This window comes from Ancylobacter sp., from assembly GCF_965279025.1.
Taxonomy (GTDB): Bacteria; Pseudomonadota; Alphaproteobacteria; order Rhizobiales; family Xanthobacteraceae; genus Ancylobacter.
The window spans coordinates 2,220,936-2,241,364 of record NZ_OZ257132.1 but is presented as its reverse complement, the minus strand read 5'-3'; the positions used below and the strand labels follow the sequence as shown (position 1 = coordinate 2,241,364).

Sequence of the window (20,429 nt, the reverse complement as noted above, 5' to 3'; positions counted from 1 at the left end):
CGGACGGAATGGTCCGTTTCTTGTATCGCGTTTCGCGCTATCGTGACCTCAATGGCAGGCTCCGGCACATCGCCGCCGAGCGCGCCCCATCCAGCGAGACGCCGACCATGCACGCGCCCACGAGCCTTCCAGAGGTCGCCCTGCCGCCGACCACCGTCATCGTCGACCACCCGCTGATCCAGCACAAGCTCACGCTCATGCGCCGCTCGCGCACGCCGGCCAACGAGTTCCGGCTGCTGCTGCGCGAGATCAGCATGCTGCTGGCCTATGAGGTGACGCGCGACATGCCGACCGAGTTGATCGAGATCGAGACGCCGCTAACCGCCATGCAGGCGCCTATACTCGCCGGCAAGAAGCTCTGTCTTGTCTCGGTGCTGCGCGCCGGCGGCGGCATTCTCGAAGGCATGCTGGAGATTCTCCCCGCCGCCCGCGTCGGCCATGTCGGGCTGTACCGCGACCCGGTGTCGCTGGCGGCGGTGGAATATTATCTGAAGCTGCCGCGCGACATCGCCTCGCGCACCGCCATCATTCTCGACCCGATGCTGGCCACCGGCAATTCGGCGGCGGCGGCGGTGTCGGAGGTCAAGGCGGCCGGCTGCCAGTCGATCAAGTTCGTTTGCCTCATCGCCGCGCCGGAAGGTCTGAAGACGCTGCACGACGCCCATCCGGACGTGCCGGTCTACACGGCGGCGGTCGACAGCCATCTCAACGACCACGGCTATATCGTGCCCGGCATCGGCGATGCCGGCGACCGCATCTTCGGCACGAAATAGCGAACGCCCGAACTTTCGGCGACGGCGCGGGCAAATGCCGCTTATCGGGGCTTCACCCCGGCGCCGGTCCGATCTAGGCTCGGCGCAAATGTCCCTAGGGTTCCGGCGCCGTTGACCGCTGTCGCGGCGTGCTGGTCCGAGAGGGGCAGCCAGGCGCGACGCTATCGCCCGGTCCACGGCGGGACAAAAGCCCGGGAGGATCACGCGGCGGCAGTCGCGGCGAAGACCCTCTCGCATTTGCGCCCGGGTCTCCTCCGCGAGGGCCGTTCAGGCCCTTCGACGAACGGAGACATGACATGCGTCACTCCCCCATTCTGCGCCAGACCCCGGCACGCTCCACCCGGTTTGCCGGCCTTGCCACGACGCCGCAGCGCCTGCGCCGCCACCATCCCAATTTCGAGATCAAGGGGATGCAGGGCTGGAAGGCGCTGGAGGCCGAGGAAAGGCTCTCCGAGGATGGCTGGCGCAAGGAGCAGCAATGGGCGCTCGACATGGGCCTGCCCGGCGCGGATTCGATCACCGACAAGTCGATCCCCACCTTCGCGCGCGGCGAGCTGCCGCACTTCGCCGGCATCAACACCTTCATGAAGGCCCCTTACGTCGAGAATGTCCGCGATGTCGGCCGCTATGATGCCGCCGTGCTGGGCATCCCGTTTGACAGCGGCACCACCTACCGCCCCGGCACCCGCTTCGGGCCGCAGGGCATCCGCCGCATCTCGGCGCTCTACACCCCCTATAATTACGAGCTCGGCGTCGATCTGCGCGAGCAGATGACGCTGTGCGACGCCGGCGACGTGTTCACCATCCCCGCCAATCTGGAAAAGAGCTTCGACCAGATCTCCAAGGGCGTGAGCCACGTCTTTTCATCCGGCGCGCTGCCGATCATGCTAGGCGGCGACCATTCCATCGGCTTTCCCTGCGTGCGCGGCATCGCCGAATGCACCTCCAAGCGCATCGGCATCATCCATTTCGACCGCCACATCGACATCCAGGAAAAGGATCTCGACGAGCGCATGCACACCACGCCCTGGTACTGGGCGACCAACCTGCCGAATGTCTCGCCCAAGAACCTCGTGCAGCTGGGCATCGGCGGCTGGCAGGTGCCACGCTACGGCGTGCAGGAGGCGCGCAAGCGCGGCACCAATGTGCTGACCATCGACGATATCGAGAAGATCGGGCTGGGGAAGGCCGCCGAGATCGCGCTCGAACTCGCCTGGAAGGACGCCGACGCGGTCTATATCTCGTTTGATGTCGACAGCATCGATTGCGGCTTCGTCCCTGGCACCGGCTGGCCAGAACCCGGCGGCTTCCTGCCGCGCGAGGCGCTGAAGATCCTCGGCCTCGTCGCCGCCGAGGGCCTGTGCGGGCTGGAGGTGGTGGAGGTCTCGCCGCCCTACGACACCTCCGACATCACCGCTTTGTTCGCCACCCGCGTGGTGGTTGAAGCGCTCGGCTCCATGCTCGCCCACGGCAAGCTCGGCAGCCACAAGCACATGATCGACAAGCCGGTGAATTTCTGAGGGCCGGATTCGTCCACGCCTGATCGCCGTCATGGCCGGGCTCGGCCCGGCCATCCACGTCTTGGCCCGACAAGGAATTGGCCCGGGAGGAAAACGTGGATCCCCGGGCCAAGCCCGGGGATGACCACGGCTAAAATTGGAGACACCCCATGCATCGCGGCCACGATCATCATCATCACGACCACGGCGCCGGCGGGCACAGCCATTCCCACGCCCATGCCGAAGCGCATGCCCATTCCCACGGCCACAATCACGGCCAGTCCCCTCGCCCCGCCGCGCAATGGCAGACGCCGCACCTGCCGCAGCCACCGGAGGCGGACGACCACGCCCATCCGGAACCGGACCTCGACCTCGTCGAGAAGGCGTTCGTCGAGAGCTTCGCCACCACCAGCGATCCCACCAGCTTCCTGCGCCTGGCCCGCGTGCCCTTCGACGCCATGACCGGCGACGGGCGCCGGGTGAGCCTGCTGCGGGTGGAGACCGGCGAGACCACCGATGTCGGCGCGGTGATGCCGCATCTGGGTGGCGGCAGCTTCCGCTATGACCCGCTGCCGGCCGCCCTGTCCTCGCGCCGGCGCACCCTGCGCTTCGTCTATTTCGACGGCAGCGCCTCGGTGGCGATGACGCTGGCGCAGGTGCGCGGCCTCGCGGAGACGTGAGCGCGCGGTTTTTCCAATAGGCGCGCCCGATCGCCGCGTCAGGGGTTTGCCGGGTTGATCGGAACCTCTCCAAAGTTCATGGTGCCGACATAGCGCCCCGCCCGGTAGCGGGTGGTGGCCGAGTTGGGATGCACCATGGACTACGCCCGTTTCTTCCAGGATGCCGTCGACACGCTCAAGAATGAGCGTCGCTACCGCACCTTCGCCGAGATCGAGCGCGACACCGCGCGCTTCCCCCACGCCATCTGGCACTCGCCGGAGGGCCAGCGCGACATCGTCATCTGGTGCTCCAACGACTATCTCGGCATGGGCTGCCACGAGAGCGTGGTGGAGGCGATGTGCGCCACCGCCCGGCAGGCCGGCGCCGGCGCCGGCGGCACCCGCAACATTTCCGGCAACAGCCATGCCGTGGTCGAGCTGGAGGCCGAACTTGCCGATCTGCACGGCAAGGAAGCCGGCCTCGTCTTCACCTCGGGTTACGTCTCGAACCAGACCGGCATCGCCACACTTGCCCGGCTGATTCCCGACTGCCTCATCCTGTCGGACGCGCTGAACCACAATTCGATGATCGAGGGCGTGCGCCAGGCGGGCCGCGACAAGGTGATCTTCCGCCATAACGACCTCGGCCATCTGGAGGAGTTGCTGCGCGCCGCCGGCGACCGGCCCAAGCTCATCGTGTTCGAGAGCATCTACTCGATGGACGGCGACATCTCGCCCATCGGCGCCATTTGCGACCTCGCCGAGCGCTATGGCGCCATGACCTATCTCGACGAGGTGCACGCGGTCGGCATGTATGGCCCGCGTGGCGCCGGCGTGGCCGAGCGCGACGGCGTCATGCACCGGATCGACGTGATCGAGGGCACGCTGGGCAAGGCGTTCGGCGTGGTCGGCGGCTACATCACCGGCACGCGGGCGGTGATGGATGCCGTACGCTCCTATGCGCCGGGCTTCATCTTCACCACCGCCCTGCCCCCGGCCGTGGCGGCGGCAGCCGCCGCCTCGGTGCGCCATCTCAAGGCGTCTCCCGCCGAACGCACCCGCCAGCAGGCGCAGGTGGCCAAGGTGAAGCGCGCGCTCGATCGCGCCGGCCTGCCGCAACTGGTCACCGATACGCATATCGTGCCGATCATGGTCGGCGACGCCGAAGCCTGCAAAGCTGCCAGCGACATGCTGCTGGCCGATCACGGCATCTATATCCAGCCGATCAACTACCCAACCGTGCCACGCGGCGCCGAGCGGCTGCGCATCACCCCCGGCCCCTTCCACGACGACGCGCTGGTGGCCCATCTCGCCTATGCGCTCACCGATGTGTGGAGCCGGCTGGGCCTCGGCTTTGTGAAGCGGGCGGAAGCGGCGGAGTAATCCGCCGCGAAAGGTAGCCATCCGGCGGAGTAATCCGCCGCGAAACAGTTTGTGCGCGCCGAAAGAGGCCCCGCGCTCAGTCCTTCGGCTCCGTCTTGTCGATCTCGACATTCTCGGACGGGATTTCCGCCCGCCCGAAGAACAGCCGGGCAATCACCGGGATCGCCAGAGCGAGGCCGAGAAAGCGCACCAGATGGTGCGCGGCCACAAAGGCCGGGTCCATGCCGAGCACGAAGGCCATGATGGTCATTGCCTCCAGCGCGCCGGGCACATAGGCCACCAGCACCTTCGGCAGCGGCTCGTCGGCGAGCCAGGCACCGAGCACGGCGAAGGCCAGCGCCACGGCGGTGGCGATCAGCAGCGCCACCAGCGAATCCACGAGAAAGCTGCGGAGCGTCGCCAGCCGCGTGCCGGCGAAGCGGCTGCCGGTATTGGCGCCCAGAAACACGAAGCCGACGATCAGGAAAATGTCGGGCAGCCGCCCCTCGACCCACCCGAAGCCATGCACCACCGCGCTGGCCAGCATGGCGCCGACCATCGCGCCGCCGGGAAAGCGGCTGCGCTCGGCCAAAAATCCGCCGAAGATGCCGACGCCGAGCGACAGGAAGAAGCTGGCGAGATCCGGCACCACCGGGTTGATCGGCAGCGTGCCGGACGGTTCATGCCCCAGACCGCCGATCGCCGCCGGCAGCAGAGCCACCAGCACGAACAGCCGCAAAGACTGGCCGAACACCACGCGCCGCGTGTCGGCACCGGAACTCTCCGCCATCACCAGCACGGTGGAGAGCGCGCCCGGCGCGGCGGCGAAGAACGCGCTACGGCGGTCCCAGCCGGCGACCTTCTCCAGATAGAGCACCACCGCCACCATCATGACAGGCACCGACACCACCAGGACGGCCATGGTCACCGGCCAGGAGGTGATGCCGCTCAACGTTTCCGGCGTGATGGACGAGCCCATCGAGGTGCCAAGCACGATGTAGACGCCGAGCCGCGTGTTCTTCTCGACGCCCACCGGGGCGCCGAGCAGCGCCGCCACCGCCGTCGCCACCAGCGCGCCGGAGAGCCAGCCGGCAGGCATGGCGAGCCAGGCGAAGAGACAGCCGCCAGCCGAGGCGATGAGAAGTGTCGCGCCATACCAGGCGATGCGCTTCGAGGCGAAGCCGGGCTTCTTGAGAAAGGCGGGAAGGGGCATGAGGCAGGAACCGACACGCGTAGCAGACGCCGGGAACGATCCGCGACGCACGACATTTGCGGCGGATCAATGCGACGAATGCCGCAGCGGGTCAAACCCTCTGCATGCATAACGCAGCCCTGATCCACGCAGAGCGGGCCGTGCCCCGCTACACTTCCTACCCCACCGCGCCGCATTTTACCGGCGCGATCGGGCCGCAGGCGCATGCCGGCTGGCTGGATTGTCTGCCGCCGCAGGCCAGCGTCTCGCTCTATCTGCACGTGCCGTTCTGCACGGCGCTGTGCTTCTATTGCGGCTGCACCACCAAGGCGACGCGGCGGCCCGAGCCGGTGGCGGCCTATGCCGAAAGGCTGGCGCGCGAGATCGATCTGGTCGCCGCCGGCGTCGGCTCCCGTCAGGTGACGCACATCGCCTGGGGCGGCGGCACGCCGAGCCTGCTCGGTCCGCCGCTGCTGCGCCGGCTGGGCAGCCGCCTCGCCGAGGCGTTCGATCTCGACCGGCTCGCCGAATACGCCTTCGAGCTCGACCCGCGCGAGACGGACGAGCCGCTCGCCGACGCTCTGGCGGCCATGGGTGTCGACCGCGTCAGTCTCGGCGTGCAGGATTTCAGCGCCCATGTGCAGCGCGCTATCGGTCGCATCCAGCCCTTCGCCACGGTGGAGCGCGCCATGCGCCAGCTGCGTGAGGCCGGCATTTCCTCGATCAATCTCGACCTGATGTACGGCCTGCCGCACCAGAGCGCGCGTGACATCCGCCGCACCGTGCAGCTCGCCACGCTGCTGGCGCCGGAGCGGCTCGCCCTGTTCGGCTACGCCCATGTGCCGTGGATGCGCGCCAACCAGAAGCGGATCGATGAGGCCGCCCTGCCCGGCGCCGCCGAGCGGCTCGAACAATCCGAGGCGGCGCGCGAAGTGCTGCTGGCCAATGGCTATGTCGCCATCGGCCTCGACCATTTCGCCCGCGCCGACGACATGCTGGCGCGCGCCGCCGCCTCCCGCCAGCTCAGGCGCAACTTCCAGGGCTATACGGCCGACCGGGCAGACGTGCTGATCGGCATGGGCGCCTCGGCGATCAGCCGTTTCCCGCAGGGCTTCACCCAGAATGCCCCCGACGCGCTGTCCTATTCGCGAGCGCTGGACGAGGGCCGCTTCGCCACCGTGCGCGGCATCGCCTTCACCAGCAATGACATCACGCGCGGCGCGCTGATCGAGCGGCTGATGTGCGACCTCGAAGTCGAGCTCGACCCCTCCACCCTCGCCGACGCCGCCCCGCACCTCGCCGGCCTCGCCGCCGATGGCCTCGTGACCCTTGAGGGACAGCGCCTGGCCATGACCTCGGCCGGCCGCCCTTTCGTGCGCCTCGCGGCAGCAGCGCTGGATCACCGGCTGCAGGGCCAGGCGGCCGCCCGTCATTCGGCCGCCGTGTAAGAAAAAGGGCGCCCGCGTGGGGCGCCCAGGTGCTGGAACGTGGTTGCCACGGGCGCCCGCTGGCGGATGCCCGTCAGAGCGCGCCGGCCAGCCGCCGCATGCTGCCGCGATCCTGGATGCGCACCTCGTCGGCCCGCTGCAGCACGACCAGGCCGCGCCGCTTCAGCTCGGAGAAGGCCCGGCTCACCGTCTCCAGCGTCAGGCCCAGAAAGTCGGCGATCTCCTGCCGGGTCATCGACAGATGCAGCGTGGTGCCGACCATGCTGTCGGGCATCAGCCGCAGCAGGAAGAAGGCGACGCGCTCCAGCGCCGACATGCGGCCGAGCACCAGCGCATGGGAATGCATGACGCAGAGCTGCGCCTCGAAGCGCCGCAGCAGGCGCGCGGCCAGCACCGGGTCGCGCTCCAGCGCGCCGCGCTCATGGGTGCTGATGGTGGCCGGCGTCAGCGTCTCCGCCGAGCAGGCATAGGCGTCGTCATGGGCGAGGCCAAACACGTCGCCGGGGCCGAGAAGCTCCACCACCTGCCGGCGCCCGTCCGGCAGCAGCTTGGTCAGCATCACCGCGCCGTCGACCACTTCCATGATGCGCCGCGCGGGGTCGCCCTCGTGCAGCACGGTGACATGGGCCGAAACGCGCATTGTCGGGCAATGGGGCTCCACCCCATGCGGGGGACGCACGACGCTGCCCGTACGTTCGTCGATGATCTGTCGCATCTGCGTCGCTCCACCTTTGATCTGGCGCAACGTTAGCGGGCGTTGCGGGGGCGCACAGTTGGGGCGGCTGCGTAAGGGACTTTGCGGAGCACGCCCCGCCGCCGGGCGTCGGATACGCGATCCGGCGGGCTCATTCCGCCGGCAGCGCCCGGGTGATGGCGTCGACATCGAGCGGCTTGCGCACGATTCCGCTCGGCACCAGCCCCCGCAGTTGGTGGTCGATGAAGCCCTGCGACTGGCCGGTAATCACCACCACGCGCGGCGGCGCGGCGAGGTTGAGCAGCCAGCGCACCAGTTGGGCGCCCGGAATGCCGGGCAGGCTCAGATCGACGATGACGGCGTCGCGCGCCTCGGGCAGCGGGCCCTTGAACAGGCTTTCGGCATCGGGGTGGGAGATCACCGCATGCCCGATATTGCGCAGGATGAACGCCAGCGAATCGCCCACCCCGGCATCATCCTCGACCACATGAACACGCAACGGCTCTCTCCCACTCTTTGGCGCAGAGGGTGGACAAAGAGCGAGGGCGTCAGCAATTCGTAGGGATGCGTAGAGGATGCCGGGCCGGCGGCGTGGCGCGGCCTTGCCCTCAGTCGCGCATGTCCTTCAGCACGATGCGCACGAGGTCGGCGGCGTTCTTGGCGCCGAGCTTTTCCATGATGCGTGCGCGGTGCACCTCGATGGTGCGCGGCGAGATGCCGAGCGTGCGCCCGGCCTCCTTGTTGGACGCGCCGGAGGCGATCTGCACCAGCACCTCGCGCTCGCGCGGGGTCAGCAGGTCATGGCCGGGGAAATGCGCCGTCAGGAGATCGCCCGGCTCGGCCGAGCCGCGCCGTCCATGGGCGGCGATGGCGTCGCGCACCCGCTCCAGCACCGTGTCGGCGTCGAACGGCTTCTCGATGAAATCGAGCGCCCCGTGGCGGATGGCGTCCACCGCCATGGGAATGTCGCCCTGGCCGGAAATGATGAAGATCGGCGCCGGGTAGCGGTCGGCCTCCAGCTCTTTCAGGATATCGAGGCCGGAGCGGCCGGGCATGTGCACGTCGAGCACGACGCAGGACGGCACATGGGTGCGAGCCACCGACAGGAACGCCGCGCCGTCCGAAAAGCCGCGCACATGGTAGCCTTCGAGGCTGAGCACCAGCGAGAGCGCGTCGCGCACCGCGGCATCGTCGTCGACGATGAAGACCTCACCCAATTGCGCCATAGGCGGCTCCCCTTACCCGATCTCGTCCGCCACGGCGGCGGCCGGCAGGACCAGCGAGAAGCACGCGCCCTTGCCGTTGCCGCCCGGATCGACCAGCAAATCCCCCCCATGGTTCTGGGCGATCGTCCGCGAAATCGCAAGGCCGAGGCCCATGCCGCGACGTTTTGAACTAGCGAAGGCCTCGAACAGCTTCGGCAGCGCCTCGGGCGCGATGCCGGGGCCGTTATCCTGCACCTCCAGCACCACGCCGCCCTCGCTTGCGCGGGTGCGGATCTGGATCGCCGGCTCGCCGGCCCCGGCGGCCGCCTCGATGGCGTTGCGCACCAGATTGACGACGATCTGCTGGATCTGCACCGGATCGACCGACACCGGCGGCAGGTTCTCGCCCTGCCGCCGGTCGATGCGGATGCGGTGGCGCTGGCCGAGCAGCGTGAGGTCGATCGCCTCGTCGATCAGCGGATCGAGCCGGCGCACCAGCCGCTCGGGGTCGCGCTTCTCGACGAACTGGCGCATGCGCTGGATGATGTGGCCGGCGCGTTCGGCCTCGCCCGCCGCCTTGTCGAGAATGTCGCCGAGCACCGCGACGATGTCGACGCCGCGGCTATGGGCGCGGCGGATCGCCTGCAGATAGAGCATCAGCGCCGTCAGCGGCTGGTTCAGCTCATGGGCGATGGCCGCGCCCATCTCGTCAATGGCCGAGACGCGGGCGAGGTGGACGAGTTCGCTCTGCAAATCGGCGAGCCGCTGCTCGCTCTCCTTGCGCGGGCGCAGATCGCGCAGGATGCCAATGAATTGCCGCCCGTCGGGGGTGGCCGCCTCGCCGACGGAAAGCTCCAGCGGGAAGATGGTGCCGTCCGCGTGCCGGCCCTGCACCTCGCGGCCGATGCCGATGATCTTCTTCACCCCGGTGCGGATGTAGCTGCCGACATAGGCGTCGTGGTCGCGGGCATATTCCGTCGGCATGACGATCTTGACGTTCTGCCCCACCGCCTCGGTGGCGGAGAGGCCGAACATCGTCTCGCAGGCCTTGTTGAAGATGAGGATGCGGGCATGCTCGTCGATGACGATGATGCCGTCGGCGGCGGTATCCAGCACCGAGAGCAGCCGCGCCTCGGAGACGGTCGGCGGCGGCAGATCCTCAGGGGACGGCGCGAAATCCTTCATGATTTCAGTCTGCTCCGCCGGGGCGCCGGTCGCAACCGCTCACCGCTGCAGCCAGCGCACCAGCCGGTCGGTGGCCTCGCTCATCTGCGCCTCGCCACGCGCGAAGCACATGCGGATATAGTTTTCCCCACCCGGACCGAAGGCCGTGCCGGGGGCGAGGCCGATGCCCGCCTCGTCGACCAGCTTCAGCGCCAGCGCCCGCATGTCGCTTTCACCCTCGACGCCGAAGAACATGTAGAAGGCGCCCGGCGGCGGAGAGAAGCGCACGCGGTTGGAGGCGGCCAGCCCCTTCGCCACGATGTCGCGCCCGCGCCGCGCCCGCTCGATCTGGTGCGCGACGAAGCTCTCGCCGCGCTCCAGCGCCGCGACGCCGGCGCGCTGCATGAAGGCGGCAACGCCGGAGGTGGAATACTGGATCAGGTTTTCCAGCACCGGGCCCAGCGAGGGATGCGCCTCGATCCATCCGAGCCGCCAACCCGTCATCGCCCAGTTCTTGGAGAAGGTCTGCACGAACAGGATGCGGTCCTCCTCCTCCATCACGTCGTGAAAGGAGGGCGCCAGCGCCGGGCCGACCTCCTCCGCCTCGTAGAAGAAGCGGCCATAGATCTCGTCGGCAACGATCCACAGCCCGTGCCGTCGGGCAATGTCGAGGATGCCGCGCAGCGTGTCGGCGGAAGCGACGAAGCCCGTCGGGTTGGCCGGCGAATTGATGAAGATGACGCGGGTGCGCGGCGTCACCGCGCTTTCCAGCCGGTCGAGGTCGAGCCAGAACCCGCGCGCCGTGTCGAAGGAGAACGGGACGAAGACCGGGCGCGCGCCCACCACCTCGGCCGCCGCCGCCGCATTCGGCCAGGACGGCGAGGGAATGAGGATCTCCTCGCCGGCCGACAAGGTGAGCGCCAGCGCGATCTGGATCGACTGCATCCCAGAGCCTGTGACGTAATAGCGCTCCGGGTCGTCGGCGACGCCATAGAGCCGGTGCATGTAGCCGGCAATCGCCGCGCGCAATTCGGGAATGCCGCGCTGCCAGGTGTAGAAGGTCTCGCCCGCCGCCAGCGAGCGCGTCGCCGCCTCGCTGATGAAGGACGGCGTCGGCAGGTCGCCCTCCCCGGCCCAGAGCGGGATCAGTCCCTCATGGCGGCGTCCATAATTCATCACCTCGACAATGCCGCTCTCCGGCAGCGAGAGCGCCTGCGGGCGGATGTGGTCGAGCAGCGAAGGCTTCGAGAAGAAGGGATCGGCGTCGGCGGACATAGGAAACCTGCAACAGAGACGCGGGCCGCCAGTCTACAACCGACAGGCACCGCGCATTCATCAAAAGACGTGACGCGTGGATGAGCGGAAATGATGGATGCGGCGCGCGATCAGGCGCCTTCATCCGCCAGGCGCAGGAGATAGGCGCCATATTGCGATTTCCGCTGTGCCTCGCCGAGCCGCCGAAGCTGCGCCACATCGATGAACCCGGCGCGGAAGGCGATTTCTTCCGGCGAGGCGATGCGCAGCCCCTGCCGGCTTTCCAGGATCTGCACGAACTGCCCCGCCTCGATGAGCGAATCCGGCGTGCCGGTGTCGAGCCAGGCGAAGCCCCGGCCCATCATCACCACGCTTAGTTCGCCGCTCGCCATATAGGCGCGGTTGACGTCGGTGATCTCGATCTCGCCGCGCGGCGAGGGCGCGAGGCCGGCGGCGATCTCCACCACCCGGTTGTCGTAGAAATACAGCCCCGTCACCGCGAGATTGGAGCGCGGCGCGGCCGGCTTCTCCTCGATGGAGATGACCTTGCCGCCCTCGCCCATCTCCACCACGCCATAGCGCTCGGGATCCTTCACCGGATAGCCGAACACGGTGGCGCCGGTGCGGCGCGCGGTGGCCTGCGCGAGCAGTTCCGGCAGGCCGTGGCCGAAGAAAAGATTGTCGCCCAGCACCAGAGCGACACGCTCCTCGCCGATGAAGTCGCGCCCGACGATGAAGGCATCCGCCAGCCCGCGCGGGCTTTCCTGCACGGCGTAGCTCAGCGACAGGCCGAACTGCGAACCGTCGCCCAGCAGCTTCTCGAACAGCGCGCTGTCATGCGGCGTGGTGATGACCAGAATATCCCGGATCCCCGCCATCATCAGCGTCGTCAGGGGGTAATAGATCATCGGCTTGTCGTAGACCGGCAGAAGCTGCTTCGACACCACCATGGTGATCGGGTGGAGCCGCGTGCCGGAGCCTCCGGCGAGGATGATGCCCTTCATGTCGCGGTCCGTATCCTCTGCATTCAGCGCACCGGCGAGGCCAGCAATTGGTCGACCACCTCGATCACCCGGTCCTGCCACGGCGCGGCACGATAGCCGCTCGCCTGCGCGAACGCCGCGCTCGACAGTTCCGAATTGGCCGGCCGGCGCGCCGGGGTCGGGTAGTCCTCGGTGGTGATCGGCACGATCTCGGGAGTGCGGCCGGTATGGGTGCCGGCGCGGGTGATGATGGCGCCGGCGAAGTCGAACCAGCTCGTCGCGCCGCTGCCGGCGAGGTGATAGGTGCCCGGCGCCAGCGTGCCGGCAGCGAGCGGGCCGGCGGCGGCCAGCAGGCCCTGCGCAATGTCGATGGTGGCGGTGGGGCAGCCCCGCTGGTCGGCGACGATGGTCAGCCGGTCGCGCTCGGCCGCCAGCCGCAGCATCGTCTTGAGGAAATTCGCGCCGTGAACGCCATAGACCCAGGACGTGCGCACGATGAGATGGCGCGCCAGCCCGGCGCGCACAGCCCGCTCGCCCGCCTCCTTCGAGGCGCCATAGACGCCGAGCGGGGCGACGGGGTCGCTCTCGACATAGGCGCCTTGCTTGGTGCCGTCGAACACATAGTCGGTGGAAAGGTGGATCAGCGCCGCGCCCTGCTTGGCGCAGGCCTCGGCGATCAGGCCGGGCGCCACCGCGTTGATGCGATGCGCCCGCTCGGGCTCGCTCTCGGCCCGGTCCACCGCCGTATAGGCGGCGGCGTTGATCACCACGTCCGGCCGCGCCGTTGCCAGCGCGCGCCCGAGCGCGGCGGCATCGGTGATGTCCAGCCCGGCATGGTCGAGCGCCACCAGCTCGAACGCCCCGGCCTGGTCGGCGATTTCGCGCCCGACCTGGCCGCCGGCACCCACAAGCAGCAGCCGCGTCATGGCACGAGCCCGATGCGCTGGCGGGCATAGCGCGCCTTCAGCGGCTCCCACCACGCCGCATTGTCGAGATACCAGCGCACGGTCTTCTCGATGCCGCTCTCGAAGGTCTCCGCCGGCACCCAGCCCAGCTCGCGCTGCAGCTTGCTGGCGTCGATGGCGTAGCGCGCATCATGGCCGGGGCGATCGGTGACGAAGCTGATCAGCTTTTCGCGCGCGCCGAGGCGCGGGTCGGGCACCAACCGGTCCATGATGGCGCAGATAGTGCGCACCACATCGATGTTTCGGCGCTCATTATTTCCGCCGACATTGTAGCTCTCGCCCGGCCGGCCGCGCGTGGCGATGAGGTCGAGCGCCGCCGCGTGGTCGTCGACATAGAGCCAGTCGCGCACATTCTCGCCCTTGCCGTAGACCGGCAGCGGCGCGCCCTCCAGCGCGTTGAGGATGGTGAGCGGGATCAGCTTTTCCGGGAAATGATACGGCCCGTAATTGTTCGAGCAGTTCGACATCACCACCGGCAGGCCATAGGTGTGGAACCACGCCCGCACCAGATGGTCGGAGGAGGCCTTCGAGGCGGAATAGGGCGAGTTCGGCTGATACGGCGTGTCCTCGTGGAACAGGCCCTCCGCCCCCAGCGTGCCGAACACCTCGTCGGTGGAGATGTGGTGGAAGCGGAAGCGCCCGCGCGCCGGGGCATCTAGCGCACGCCAATAGGCCAGCGCCTCGTCCAGCAGTGTGTAGGTGCCGAGAATGTTGGTGCGGATGAAGTCGCCCGGCCCGTCAATCGAACGGTCGACATGCGACTCGGCGGCGAGGTGCATCACCAGATCGGGCCGGAACTCCGCCAGCGCGGCGCGGAACGCCTTGCCGTCGCAGATATCGGCCTGGAGGAAGCTGTGGCCGGGCAGGTTATGCACCTCGCCCAGCGAGGCGAGGTTTCCGGCATAGGTCAGCTTGTCATAGGTCAGCACCTGCCGCCCCTGCCGCACCAGCCGCCGGACGACGGCGGAGCCGATGAAGCCGGCGCCGCCGGTGACGAGAACGCGCTGCGCGGGAACGCTCATGCGGTCACGCTTCCACCGGCACGGGAAAGGCGAACGGCGTCGCGTAATCCCCCAGCAGCGGCGCCGTCCGGTCCTTGCCCGAGAGGATCGCCCGGTCCGCCGCCACCGGCCAGTCGATGCCGAGCGCCGCGTCGTCCCAGCGGATGCCCGCATCGTGCGGCGGCGAATAGGGCGCGTCGACCTTGTAGGCGACGAGGGTGTCGGGCTCCAGCGTGCAGAAGCCGTGCGCGAAGCCGTGCGGCACCAGCAATTGCTCGCCATTGGCCGCCGTCAGCGTCGCCGCCACCCATTGGCCATAGGTCGGCGAGCCTTTTCGTATGTCCACCGCGACATCGAAGATGGCGCCGCGCGCGGCCCGCACCAGCTTCGCCTGCGCCATGGGCGGGGCCTGGAAATGCAGCCCGCGCACTACGCCGACCTCGCGCGAGAGCGATTCATTGTCCTGCACGAAGGCGATGTCGATGCCGAAGGCGTCGAAGTCCGGCTTCTTGTAGGTCTCGCAGAAATAGCCCCTCGCATCCCCGTGCCGCACCGGCTGGACGAGGACGACATCGGGAATGGCGAGGCGGGTGAAACGGGTCATTGTCGCTCTGTGCCGTACCGGGATGCGCGCTTCTAGCGGTTCTTGCGCCGCCGTCACACCCCTCAGATAGTCGGCGGAGGCGAGATGCCTGCGGGCTCGGCCTTCTTCGCCAGAATGTCGCGGATTTCGGCCAGCAGCACCTCTTCCTTGGTCGGCGGCGCCGGTGCCGGCGGCTCCTGCGCCGCGTTGCGGCGCAGCCGGTTGATGCCCTTCACCACCAGGAAGAGGATCCACGCGATGACGAGGAAGTTGATGACCACGGTGAGGAAGTGGCCATAGGCGAACACCGCGCCCTGCTCGCGCGCGGCGGCGAGCGAGTTGGCCGTGACGCTGGAGGAAAGACCGACGAAATAGTTCGAGAAGTCGAGACCGCCGAACACCGCGCCGACGACGGGCATGAACAGGTCGGTGACGATCGAGGACACGATCTGCCCGAAGGCGGCGCCGATGATCACGCCGATGGCGAGATCGACGACGTTTCCCTTGACCGCGAACTCGCGAAATTCCTTCAGAACCGTGCTCATGGCTTTCCCCCCGGTTGGCTCCGACGCGATAGCGCCACTGTGATACGCCGCGCCGGCGCGGGCAACCCTGCGCGCGGCGCGGGGTCTGCGGAGCGCCCCGCATCTTGCCGGGGCGTGCGGGCGCGGCGCATAAAGGCAGCGGCTCCACGCCGCCGGGAGAGTGCATGCTTCAGGCATGGTCCATCATTGCCGTCGCGCTCGTCTATATCGGCTTCCTCTTCGCCGTGGCGAGCTTCGGCGACCGGCGCCTGCCGCGACGCGGACGCAAGGGACGTCCCTATATCTATTCGCTCTCGCTGGCGGTCTACTGCACCTCCTGGACCTTCTTCGGTTCGGTCGGCCTTGCCACCACGCAGGGCGTCAACTTCCTGACGATCTATATCGGGCCGATCCTTGTCTTCGCGCTCGGCACGCCGTTCCTCTTACGCATAGTGCGCCTCGCCAAGGCGCAGAACATCACCTCCATCGCCGATTTCGTCGCTGCCCGCTACGGCAAGAGCCAGGGCGTGGCGGCGCTGGTGGCGTGCGTGGCCATTGTCGGCTCGCTGCCCTACATCGCCCTGCAGCTCAAGGCGGTCTCCGCCTCGCTGCTTGCCATGCTCGGCGATTTCGACGGGCTCGGCCTGCAATACCCGCTGGTCGGCGACCTCGCACTTACCATCGCGGTCGCCATGGCGGTGTTCGCGGTGCTGTTCGGCACCCGGCACATCGACGCCACCGAGCATCAGGAAGGGCTGATGCTGGCGGTGGCGACGGAATCCATCGTCAAGCTTGTCAGCTTCCTCGCCGTCGGGCTGTTCGTCGTCTTCGGCATGTTCGCGGGCCCGTGGGATCTGTTCCGGCAGGCGGCGGACAAGGGCGTGCTGCCGGTACTGACGGAGGGCTTCTCTCTGGGAAGCTGGGGGGCGATGACCCTGCTCTCGGCACTCGCCATCCTGCTGCTGCCGCGCCAGTTCCACGTCGCGGTGGTGGAGAACACCTCCGAGCACGAGATCCGCACGGCGCGCTGGCTGTTCCCGCTCTACCTCGTGCTGATCAACCTGTTCGTCATCCCCATCGCCATTGCCGGGCTCGTCGCCTTCCCGCCCGGCTTCATCGATGGCGACATGTATGTGGTCACCCTGCCCTTGTCGGCCGGCGCGCATGCCATGGCGCTGGTCGCCTTTGTCGGCGGCCTTTCCGCCGCCACCGCCATGGTGATCGTCGAGACGGTGGCGCTGGCGGTCATGGTGTCGAACGACATCTTCATGCCGCTGATGGTGCGCGGTCGGCGGCTGCGCGAGGACGAGAGCGGCCGCGCCGGGGCGCCGCCGGACCATGTGGATATGGGCCACCGCCTGCTCACCGTACGGCGCATCGCCATCTTCGCCATCCTGCTGGCCGCCTATCTCTATTACCGCGTCACCGGCGAGGCGCAGCTTGCCCAGATCGGCCTTCTGTCCTTCGCCGCCGTGGCGCAGTTCGGCCCGGCGCTGCTCATCGGCCTCGTCTGGCGGCGCGGCACCGGGCTCGGGGCGCTGGCCGGCATCGCCGCCGGCATCGTCTTCTGGGGCTATACGCTGCTGCTGCCCAACCTCGTCGATGCCGGCCTGTTCAGCCCGGAGCTAGTGAGGAACGGCCCGTTCGACCTCGCCTGGCTACGCCCGCAGGCGCTGCTCGGCGTGCAGGCGAGCCCGCTGGTGCATGGCGTGCTGTGGAGCCTCACCGTCAACGTGCTGGTGTTCTTCGCCGCCTCGATGATCCGCCGGCCGACGCCGATCGAGCGGCTGCAGGCCAGCGTCTTCGTGCAGAGCGAGCACGTGCCGTCCGCGCCGAGCTTCCGCCTGTGGCGCTCGCCGGTGACGGTGGGCGAACTCATCGCCACCGTGGCGCGCTATCTCGGCGAGGACCGCACCCGCGCCTCGTTCGAGAGCGTGTCGGCGATGCGCGGCGTGTCGCTGGAGCCGGGCCGCGAGGCGGATTTCCAGCTTATCCGTTATGCCGAGCACCTGCTCGCCTCGGCGATCGGCGCGGCGTCCTCGCGGCTGGTGCTGTCGCTGATGCTGAGGAAGCGCACCGTCTCCACCAAGGCGGCGCTGAAGCTGCTGGACGACGCCTCCGCCGCCATCCAGTACAACCGCGAGATCCTGCAGACCGCGCTGGACCATGTGCGCCAGGGCATCGCGGTGTTCGACCGCGACCTCCGGCTCGTCACCTGGAACCGGCAGTTCGGCGAGATGCTGGACCTGCCGCCGGAGATCCTGCGCATCGGCATCGGCATCGACCAGATCATCCGCTTCAACGCCACCGCCGGCCAGTTCGGCGCCGGGCCGGTGGAGGAAATCGTGCGCGAGAAGCTGTCGCGCTATGTCCGCCGCAATGTCGCTTTCCAGGAGCGCCTCGCCCCGCGCGGCGTGGTGATGGAGGTGCGCGTCAACACCATGCCGGATGGCGGGGTGGTGGTGACCTTCACCGACATCACCCCGACGGTGGAGGCCGCCGAGGCGCTGGAGCGCGCCAACGAGACGCTGGAGCGGCGCGTGCGCGAGCGCACCAAGGCGCTGGAGAACCTCAACACCCAGCTCGCCCAGGCGAAATCCGAGGCCGACGAGGCCAATATTTCCAAGACCCGCTTCCTCGCCGCCGCCAGCCACGACATTCTGCAGCCGCTGAACGCCGCCCGGCTTTACGCCACCAGCCTGGTCGAGCGCGCCGAGGGGCGTGACGACGCCCGCCTCGCCCGCAATGTCGACGCCTCGCTGGAGGCGGTGGAAGAAATCCTCGGCGCCCTGCTGGACATCTCCCGCCTCGATGCCGGCGCCCACAAGCCGGAATTCGCCGCGCTGCGGCTCGACGAGGTCTTCCGCCAGCTCGATGTCGAATTCGCCCCGATGGCGATGGAGAAGGGGCTGCGGCTCACCTTTGTGCCGAGTTCGTCGGCGGTGCGCTCCGACCGGCGGCTGTTGCGCCGGTTGCTGCAGAACCTCGTTTCCAACGCCATCAAATACACGCCGCGCGGCCGGGTGCTGGTGGGCGTGCGGCGGCGGCGCGGGCGCATCCGCATCCAGGTGCTCGATACCGGCGTCGGCGTGCCGCAGGCCAAGCAGAAGATCATCTTCAAGGAATTCCAGCGTCTGGACGAGGGGGCCAAGGCGGCGCGCGGGCTGGGGCTCGGCCTGTCCATCGTCGAGCGCATCGGCCGGGTGCTGGACCACCCGATCACGCTTGCCTCCGTGCCCGGCAGGGGCTCGGTCTTCACCGTGGAACTGCCGGCCGCCCCGGCCATTCCCGCCCGCGAGCCGGCCTCGCCGCGCGCATCGGCGCCGGGGGCGACGCTGCAGGGCCTCAGCGTGCTCTGCATCGACAACGACCCGGCCATTCTCGACGGCATGGAGACATTGTTGACCGGCTGGGGCTGCGAGGTGCTGAAGGCCCCCGGCGTCGAGGAAGCGCTCGCCATGCTGCGCGAGCGGCGCACGCCGCCCGACGTGCTGCTGGTCGACTACCATCTCGACACCGGCGACGGCATCGAGGCCGCCAAGCAGCTGCGCTGGAAGCTCGGCCGCAGCCTGCCGGCGGCGCTGATCACCGCCGACCGCTCCAAGCGGGTGCGCGACGCCGCCCGCGCCACCGAGATGGAAGTGCTGAACAAGCCGGTGCGCCCGGCGGCGCTGCGCGCGCTGCTCGCCCAATGCCGCGCCAGCCGCGCGGCGGCGGAGTGAGGGCGTTCAGTCCTCCGCGTCGCTCAACGCGGAAAGCGGGGCGCGCAGCGCGAGGACGACGCCCGTGGGCGCGTAGCTCAACGCCGCCTTGCCCCGGAAATAATCGCCCAGAAACCGCTCGATAATGCGCGAGCCGAAGCCTTGCCGGGTCGGCGGCGACACCGGTGGGCCGGACCGCTCCGCCCACTGAAAATGGAATTCGGGGGCCGGTCCCGATCTGTCGACCGACCAGGTGATCTCGACCACGCCCACCTCGTTCGACAGCGCCCCGTATTTCGCGGCGTTGGTCGCGAGCTCGTGCAGCGCCAGCGACAGGCCGAGGCTGCACCGCGACGACAGGCCGATCTCGGGGCCGTCGATCAAAAAGCGCCCGCCGTTCACGCCATGGGGCGACAGCGCGCTGTGCACGACATCGCGGACGCCGGCCTGGGTCCAGGTCGATTGCGTGAGGATATCCTGCGCCTTGCTGAGCGCGCCGAGCCGGGCGGCGAAGGTCGAACGGGCATCGTCGACCGTGACGCCGGAACGGATCGTCTGGTTGGCAATGGCCAGCACCATTGCCAGCATGTTCTTCATCCGGTGCTTCAGCTCGAAGGTCAGAAGGCGCTGCTGCTCGGCGGCCATCTCCTGCTCGCGAATGGCGGCTTCCTTCTCGGCCAGCGATTTGCGCAGCTCAAGCTGCGTCATGGCCTGGCGGGCGAGCAGCTTCAGGGTGCGGATCTGGTGCTCGTCCAGCTGACGCGGCTGGAAATCGAGGACGCACATCGTGCCGATCGGCAGGCCGCTCGGCGTCTTGAGCAAGGCGCCGGCATAAAAGCGCAGCCCGGGCTCGCCGGTCACCAGCGGATTGCAGTCGAACCGCGAATCCTTCGTCGCGTCCGGAATGACCATGATGTCGGCGGCGAGGATCGCCTGCCCGCAGAACGAGGTCTCCAGCGGGGTTTCCCGCACGCCCAGACCCACTTCCGCCTTGAACCATTGCCGCGTCGTGCCCACCAAGTTCACCACCGCGATCGGCGTGCCGCAGACCTGCGAGGCGATCTGCGCGAGATCGTCGAAATCCTGCTCGCGCGGGGTGTCGAGGATGCCATAGCTTTCGAGAGCAGCGAAGCGGTCGGCTTCGGTCCAGCCGGCGCGGGCAAGCCCGGTATCTGCACGCACGGCGTCCTGGCGCACGGCGTCTTGGCGCACGGTCTCTTGGCGCGATGTGTCTTGGCGCAAGGTGTTTCTCAGTCTCCAAAACGACGCAGGAAACTCACACCGACCGGGGTCTCGGGGAATTGCGCCGCGGCGCCTGGCGCCGACTGCCGATATATAGGACACACGCGCGAGGCGAGAATAGGGACGGCTGAAATTTGCCGGGCCATCCCCCAGGGCACCGTCATCCACCGCCCGCTGCGA

Annotated in this window: 18 protein-coding genes and 1 riboswitch; of the genes, 6 read left to right on the top strand and 12 right to left on the bottom strand. The window is 68.5% G+C overall.

What is annotated here, in order from left to right:
* The first annotated feature begins 107 nt into the window (after positions 1-107).
* From upp to hemA, 4 genes are all read left to right on the top strand, one after another.
* A complete protein-coding gene (gene upp / locus ACQY76_RS10295) occupies positions 108-773 on the top strand; it encodes a uracil phosphoribosyltransferase (protein WP_428032776.1) in 666 nt (221 codons plus the stop codon).
* An 83-nt stretch (positions 774-856) separates the two neighbouring features.
* Positions 857-973: riboswitch (guanidine-I (ykkC/yxkD leader) on the top strand.
* 96 nt (positions 974-1,069) lie between these two features.
* Positions 1,070-2,293, top strand: a complete 1,224-nt coding sequence (locus tag ACQY76_RS10290; protein WP_428032775.1) for an agmatinase family protein — start codon at positions 1,070-1,072, stop codon at positions 2,291-2,293.
* Positions 2,294-2,442: 149 nt separating this feature from the next.
* Positions 2,443-2,952, top strand: coding sequence for a hypothetical protein (locus ACQY76_RS10285; RefSeq protein ID WP_428032774.1), 510 nt, complete (start codon positions 2,443-2,445; stop codon positions 2,950-2,952).
* A 135-nt stretch (positions 2,953-3,087) separates the two neighbouring features.
* Positions 3,088-4,314 (top strand): 5-aminolevulinate synthase, encoded by a 1,227-nt coding sequence (gene hemA, locus ACQY76_RS10280; RefSeq protein ID WP_428032773.1) that lies wholly within the window; start codon positions 3,088-3,090, stop codon positions 4,312-4,314.
* 76 nt (positions 4,315-4,390) lie between these two features.
* Here the strand turns inward: hemA and ACQY76_RS10275 are convergent, their stop codons facing one another.
* Positions 4,391-5,506 carry an AbrB family transcriptional regulator gene (locus ACQY76_RS10275; protein ID WP_428032772.1) on the bottom strand — a complete coding sequence of 372 codons (1,116 nt, stop codon included), beginning with the start codon at positions 5,504-5,506 and terminating at the stop codon, positions 4,391-4,393.
* A gap of 104 nt (positions 5,507-5,610) precedes the next feature.
* Here ACQY76_RS10275 and hemN point away from each other — a divergent pair, with 104 nt between their 5' ends.
* Positions 5,611-6,933 (top strand): oxygen-independent coproporphyrinogen III oxidase, encoded by a 1,323-nt coding sequence (gene hemN, locus ACQY76_RS10270; RefSeq protein ID WP_428032771.1) that lies wholly within the window; start codon positions 5,611-5,613, stop codon positions 6,931-6,933.
* A gap of 73 nt (positions 6,934-7,006) precedes the next feature.
* Here hemN and ACQY76_RS10265 read toward each other — a convergent pair whose 3' ends face one another.
* The 10 genes from ACQY76_RS10265 to mscL form a co-directional block, all read right to left on the bottom strand.
* The gene (locus tag ACQY76_RS10265) at positions 7,007-7,648 is read right to left on the bottom strand and encodes a Crp/Fnr family transcriptional regulator (protein WP_428032770.1); all 642 of its coding nucleotides are present in this window, start codon (positions 7,646-7,648) and stop codon (positions 7,007-7,009) included.
* Between the two features lie 130 nt (positions 7,649-7,778).
* Positions 7,779-8,126 carry a response regulator gene (locus ACQY76_RS10260; protein WP_428032769.1) on the bottom strand — a complete coding sequence of 116 codons (348 nt, stop codon included), beginning with the start codon at positions 8,124-8,126 and terminating at the stop codon, positions 7,779-7,781.
* Between the two features lie 109 nt (positions 8,127-8,235).
* A complete protein-coding gene (locus ACQY76_RS10255) occupies positions 8,236-8,853 on the bottom strand; it encodes a response regulator transcription factor (RefSeq protein WP_428032768.1) in 618 nt (205 codons plus the stop codon).
* A gap of 12 nt (positions 8,854-8,865) precedes the next feature.
* The gene (locus tag ACQY76_RS10250) at positions 8,866-10,017 is read right to left on the bottom strand and encodes a two-component system sensor histidine kinase NtrB (RefSeq protein ID WP_428032767.1); all 1,152 of its coding nucleotides are present in this window, start codon (positions 10,015-10,017) and stop codon (positions 8,866-8,868) included.
* Positions 10,018-10,056: 39 nt separating this feature from the next.
* Positions 10,057-11,271, bottom strand: coding sequence for a pyridoxal phosphate-dependent aminotransferase (locus tag ACQY76_RS10245; RefSeq protein ID WP_428032766.1), 1,215 nt, complete (start codon positions 11,269-11,271; stop codon positions 10,057-10,059).
* A gap of 110 nt (positions 11,272-11,381) precedes the next feature.
* Positions 11,382-12,254 (bottom strand): glucose-1-phosphate thymidylyltransferase RfbA, encoded by an 873-nt coding sequence (rfbA, locus tag ACQY76_RS10240; protein ID WP_428032765.1) that lies wholly within the window; start codon positions 12,252-12,254, stop codon positions 11,382-11,384.
* Positions 12,255-12,277: 23 nt separating this feature from the next.
* Positions 12,278-13,159 carry a dTDP-4-dehydrorhamnose reductase gene (gene rfbD / locus ACQY76_RS10235; protein WP_428032764.1) on the bottom strand — a complete coding sequence of 294 codons (882 nt, stop codon included), beginning with the start codon at positions 13,157-13,159 and terminating at the stop codon, positions 12,278-12,280.
* Entirely contained in the window at positions 13,156-14,220 is a 1,065-nt protein-coding gene (gene rfbB, locus ACQY76_RS10230) for a dTDP-glucose 4,6-dehydratase (protein WP_428032763.1), read from the bottom strand. Before rfbB ends, rfbD begins: the two co-directional genes overlap by 4 nt.
* A gap of 4 nt (positions 14,221-14,224) precedes the next feature.
* A complete protein-coding gene (gene rfbC, locus ACQY76_RS10225) occupies positions 14,225-14,803 on the bottom strand; it encodes a dTDP-4-dehydrorhamnose 3,5-epimerase (RefSeq protein ID WP_428032762.1) in 579 nt (192 codons plus the stop codon).
* 62 nt (positions 14,804-14,865) lie between these two features.
* Complete coding sequence (gene mscL, locus ACQY76_RS10220) at positions 14,866-15,327, bottom strand: large conductance mechanosensitive channel protein MscL (RefSeq protein ID WP_428032761.1); 462 nt, start codon at positions 15,325-15,327, stop codon at positions 14,866-14,868.
* Positions 15,328-15,491: 164 nt separating this feature from the next.
* Between mscL and ACQY76_RS10215 the strand changes: the two genes are divergently transcribed.
* Positions 15,492-19,028 carry a PAS domain-containing hybrid sensor histidine kinase/response regulator gene (locus ACQY76_RS10215; RefSeq protein ID WP_428032760.1) on the top strand — a complete coding sequence of 1,179 codons (3,537 nt, stop codon included), beginning with the start codon at positions 15,492-15,494 and terminating at the stop codon, positions 19,026-19,028.
* Positions 19,029-19,034: 6 nt separating this feature from the next.
* On the opposite strand, the gene ACQY76_RS10210 is transcribed toward ACQY76_RS10215, so the two are convergent.
* Complete coding sequence (locus ACQY76_RS10210) at positions 19,035-20,417, bottom strand: sensor histidine kinase (protein WP_428032759.1); 1,383 nt, start codon at positions 20,415-20,417, stop codon at positions 19,035-19,037.
* Positions 20,418-20,429: the final 12 nt, after the last annotated feature.

Bases quoted from the DNA above. Each gene is read 5' to 3' on its own strand.
- ACQY76_RS10215 (WP_428032760.1), top strand. From the start codon at position 15,492: ATGCTTCAGGCATGGTCCATCATTGCCGTCGCGCTCGTCTATATCGGC.
- mscL (WP_428032761.1), bottom strand. From the start codon at position 15,327: ATGAGCACGGTTCTGAAGGAATTTCGCGAGTTCGCGGTCAAGGGAAAC.
- upp (WP_428032776.1), top strand. From the start codon at position 108: ATGCACGCGCCCACGAGCCTTCCAGAGGTCGCCCTGCCGCCGACCACC.
- hemA (WP_428032773.1), top strand. From the start codon at position 3,088: ATGGACTACGCCCGTTTCTTCCAGGATGCCGTCGACACGCTCAAGAAT.
- ACQY76_RS10250 (WP_428032767.1), bottom strand. From the start codon at position 10,017: ATGAAGGATTTCGCGCCGTCCCCTGAGGATCTGCCGCCGCCGACCGTC.
- ACQY76_RS10275 (WP_428032772.1), bottom strand. From the start codon at position 5,506: ATGCCCCTTCCCGCCTTTCTCAAGAAGCCCGGCTTCGCCTCGAAGCGC.
- ACQY76_RS10245 (WP_428032766.1), bottom strand. From the start codon at position 11,271: ATGTCCGCCGACGCCGATCCCTTCTTCTCGAAGCCTTCGCTGCTCGAC.
- ACQY76_RS10290 (WP_428032775.1), top strand. From the start codon at position 1,070: ATGCGTCACTCCCCCATTCTGCGCCAGACCCCGGCACGCTCCACCCGG.
- ACQY76_RS10265 (WP_428032770.1), bottom strand. From the start codon at position 7,648: ATGCGACAGATCATCGACGAACGTACGGGCAGCGTCGTGCGTCCCCCG.
- rfbA (WP_428032765.1), bottom strand. From the start codon at position 12,254: ATGAAGGGCATCATCCTCGCCGGAGGCTCCGGCACGCGGCTCCACCCG.
- ACQY76_RS10285 (WP_428032774.1), top strand. From the start codon at position 2,443: ATGCATCGCGGCCACGATCATCATCATCACGACCACGGCGCCGGCGGG.
- hemN (WP_428032771.1), top strand. From the start codon at position 5,611: ATGCATAACGCAGCCCTGATCCACGCAGAGCGGGCCGTGCCCCGCTAC.
- rfbD (WP_428032764.1), bottom strand. From the start codon at position 13,159: ATGACGCGGCTGCTGCTTGTGGGTGCCGGCGGCCAGGTCGGGCGCGAA.
- rfbC (WP_428032762.1), bottom strand. From the start codon at position 14,803: ATGACCCGTTTCACCCGCCTCGCCATTCCCGATGTCGTCCTCGTCCAG.
- rfbB (WP_428032763.1), bottom strand. From the start codon at position 14,220: ATGAGCGTTCCCGCGCAGCGCGTTCTCGTCACCGGCGGCGCCGGCTTC.
- ACQY76_RS10255 (WP_428032768.1), bottom strand. From the start codon at position 8,853: ATGGCGCAATTGGGTGAGGTCTTCATCGTCGACGACGATGCCGCGGTG.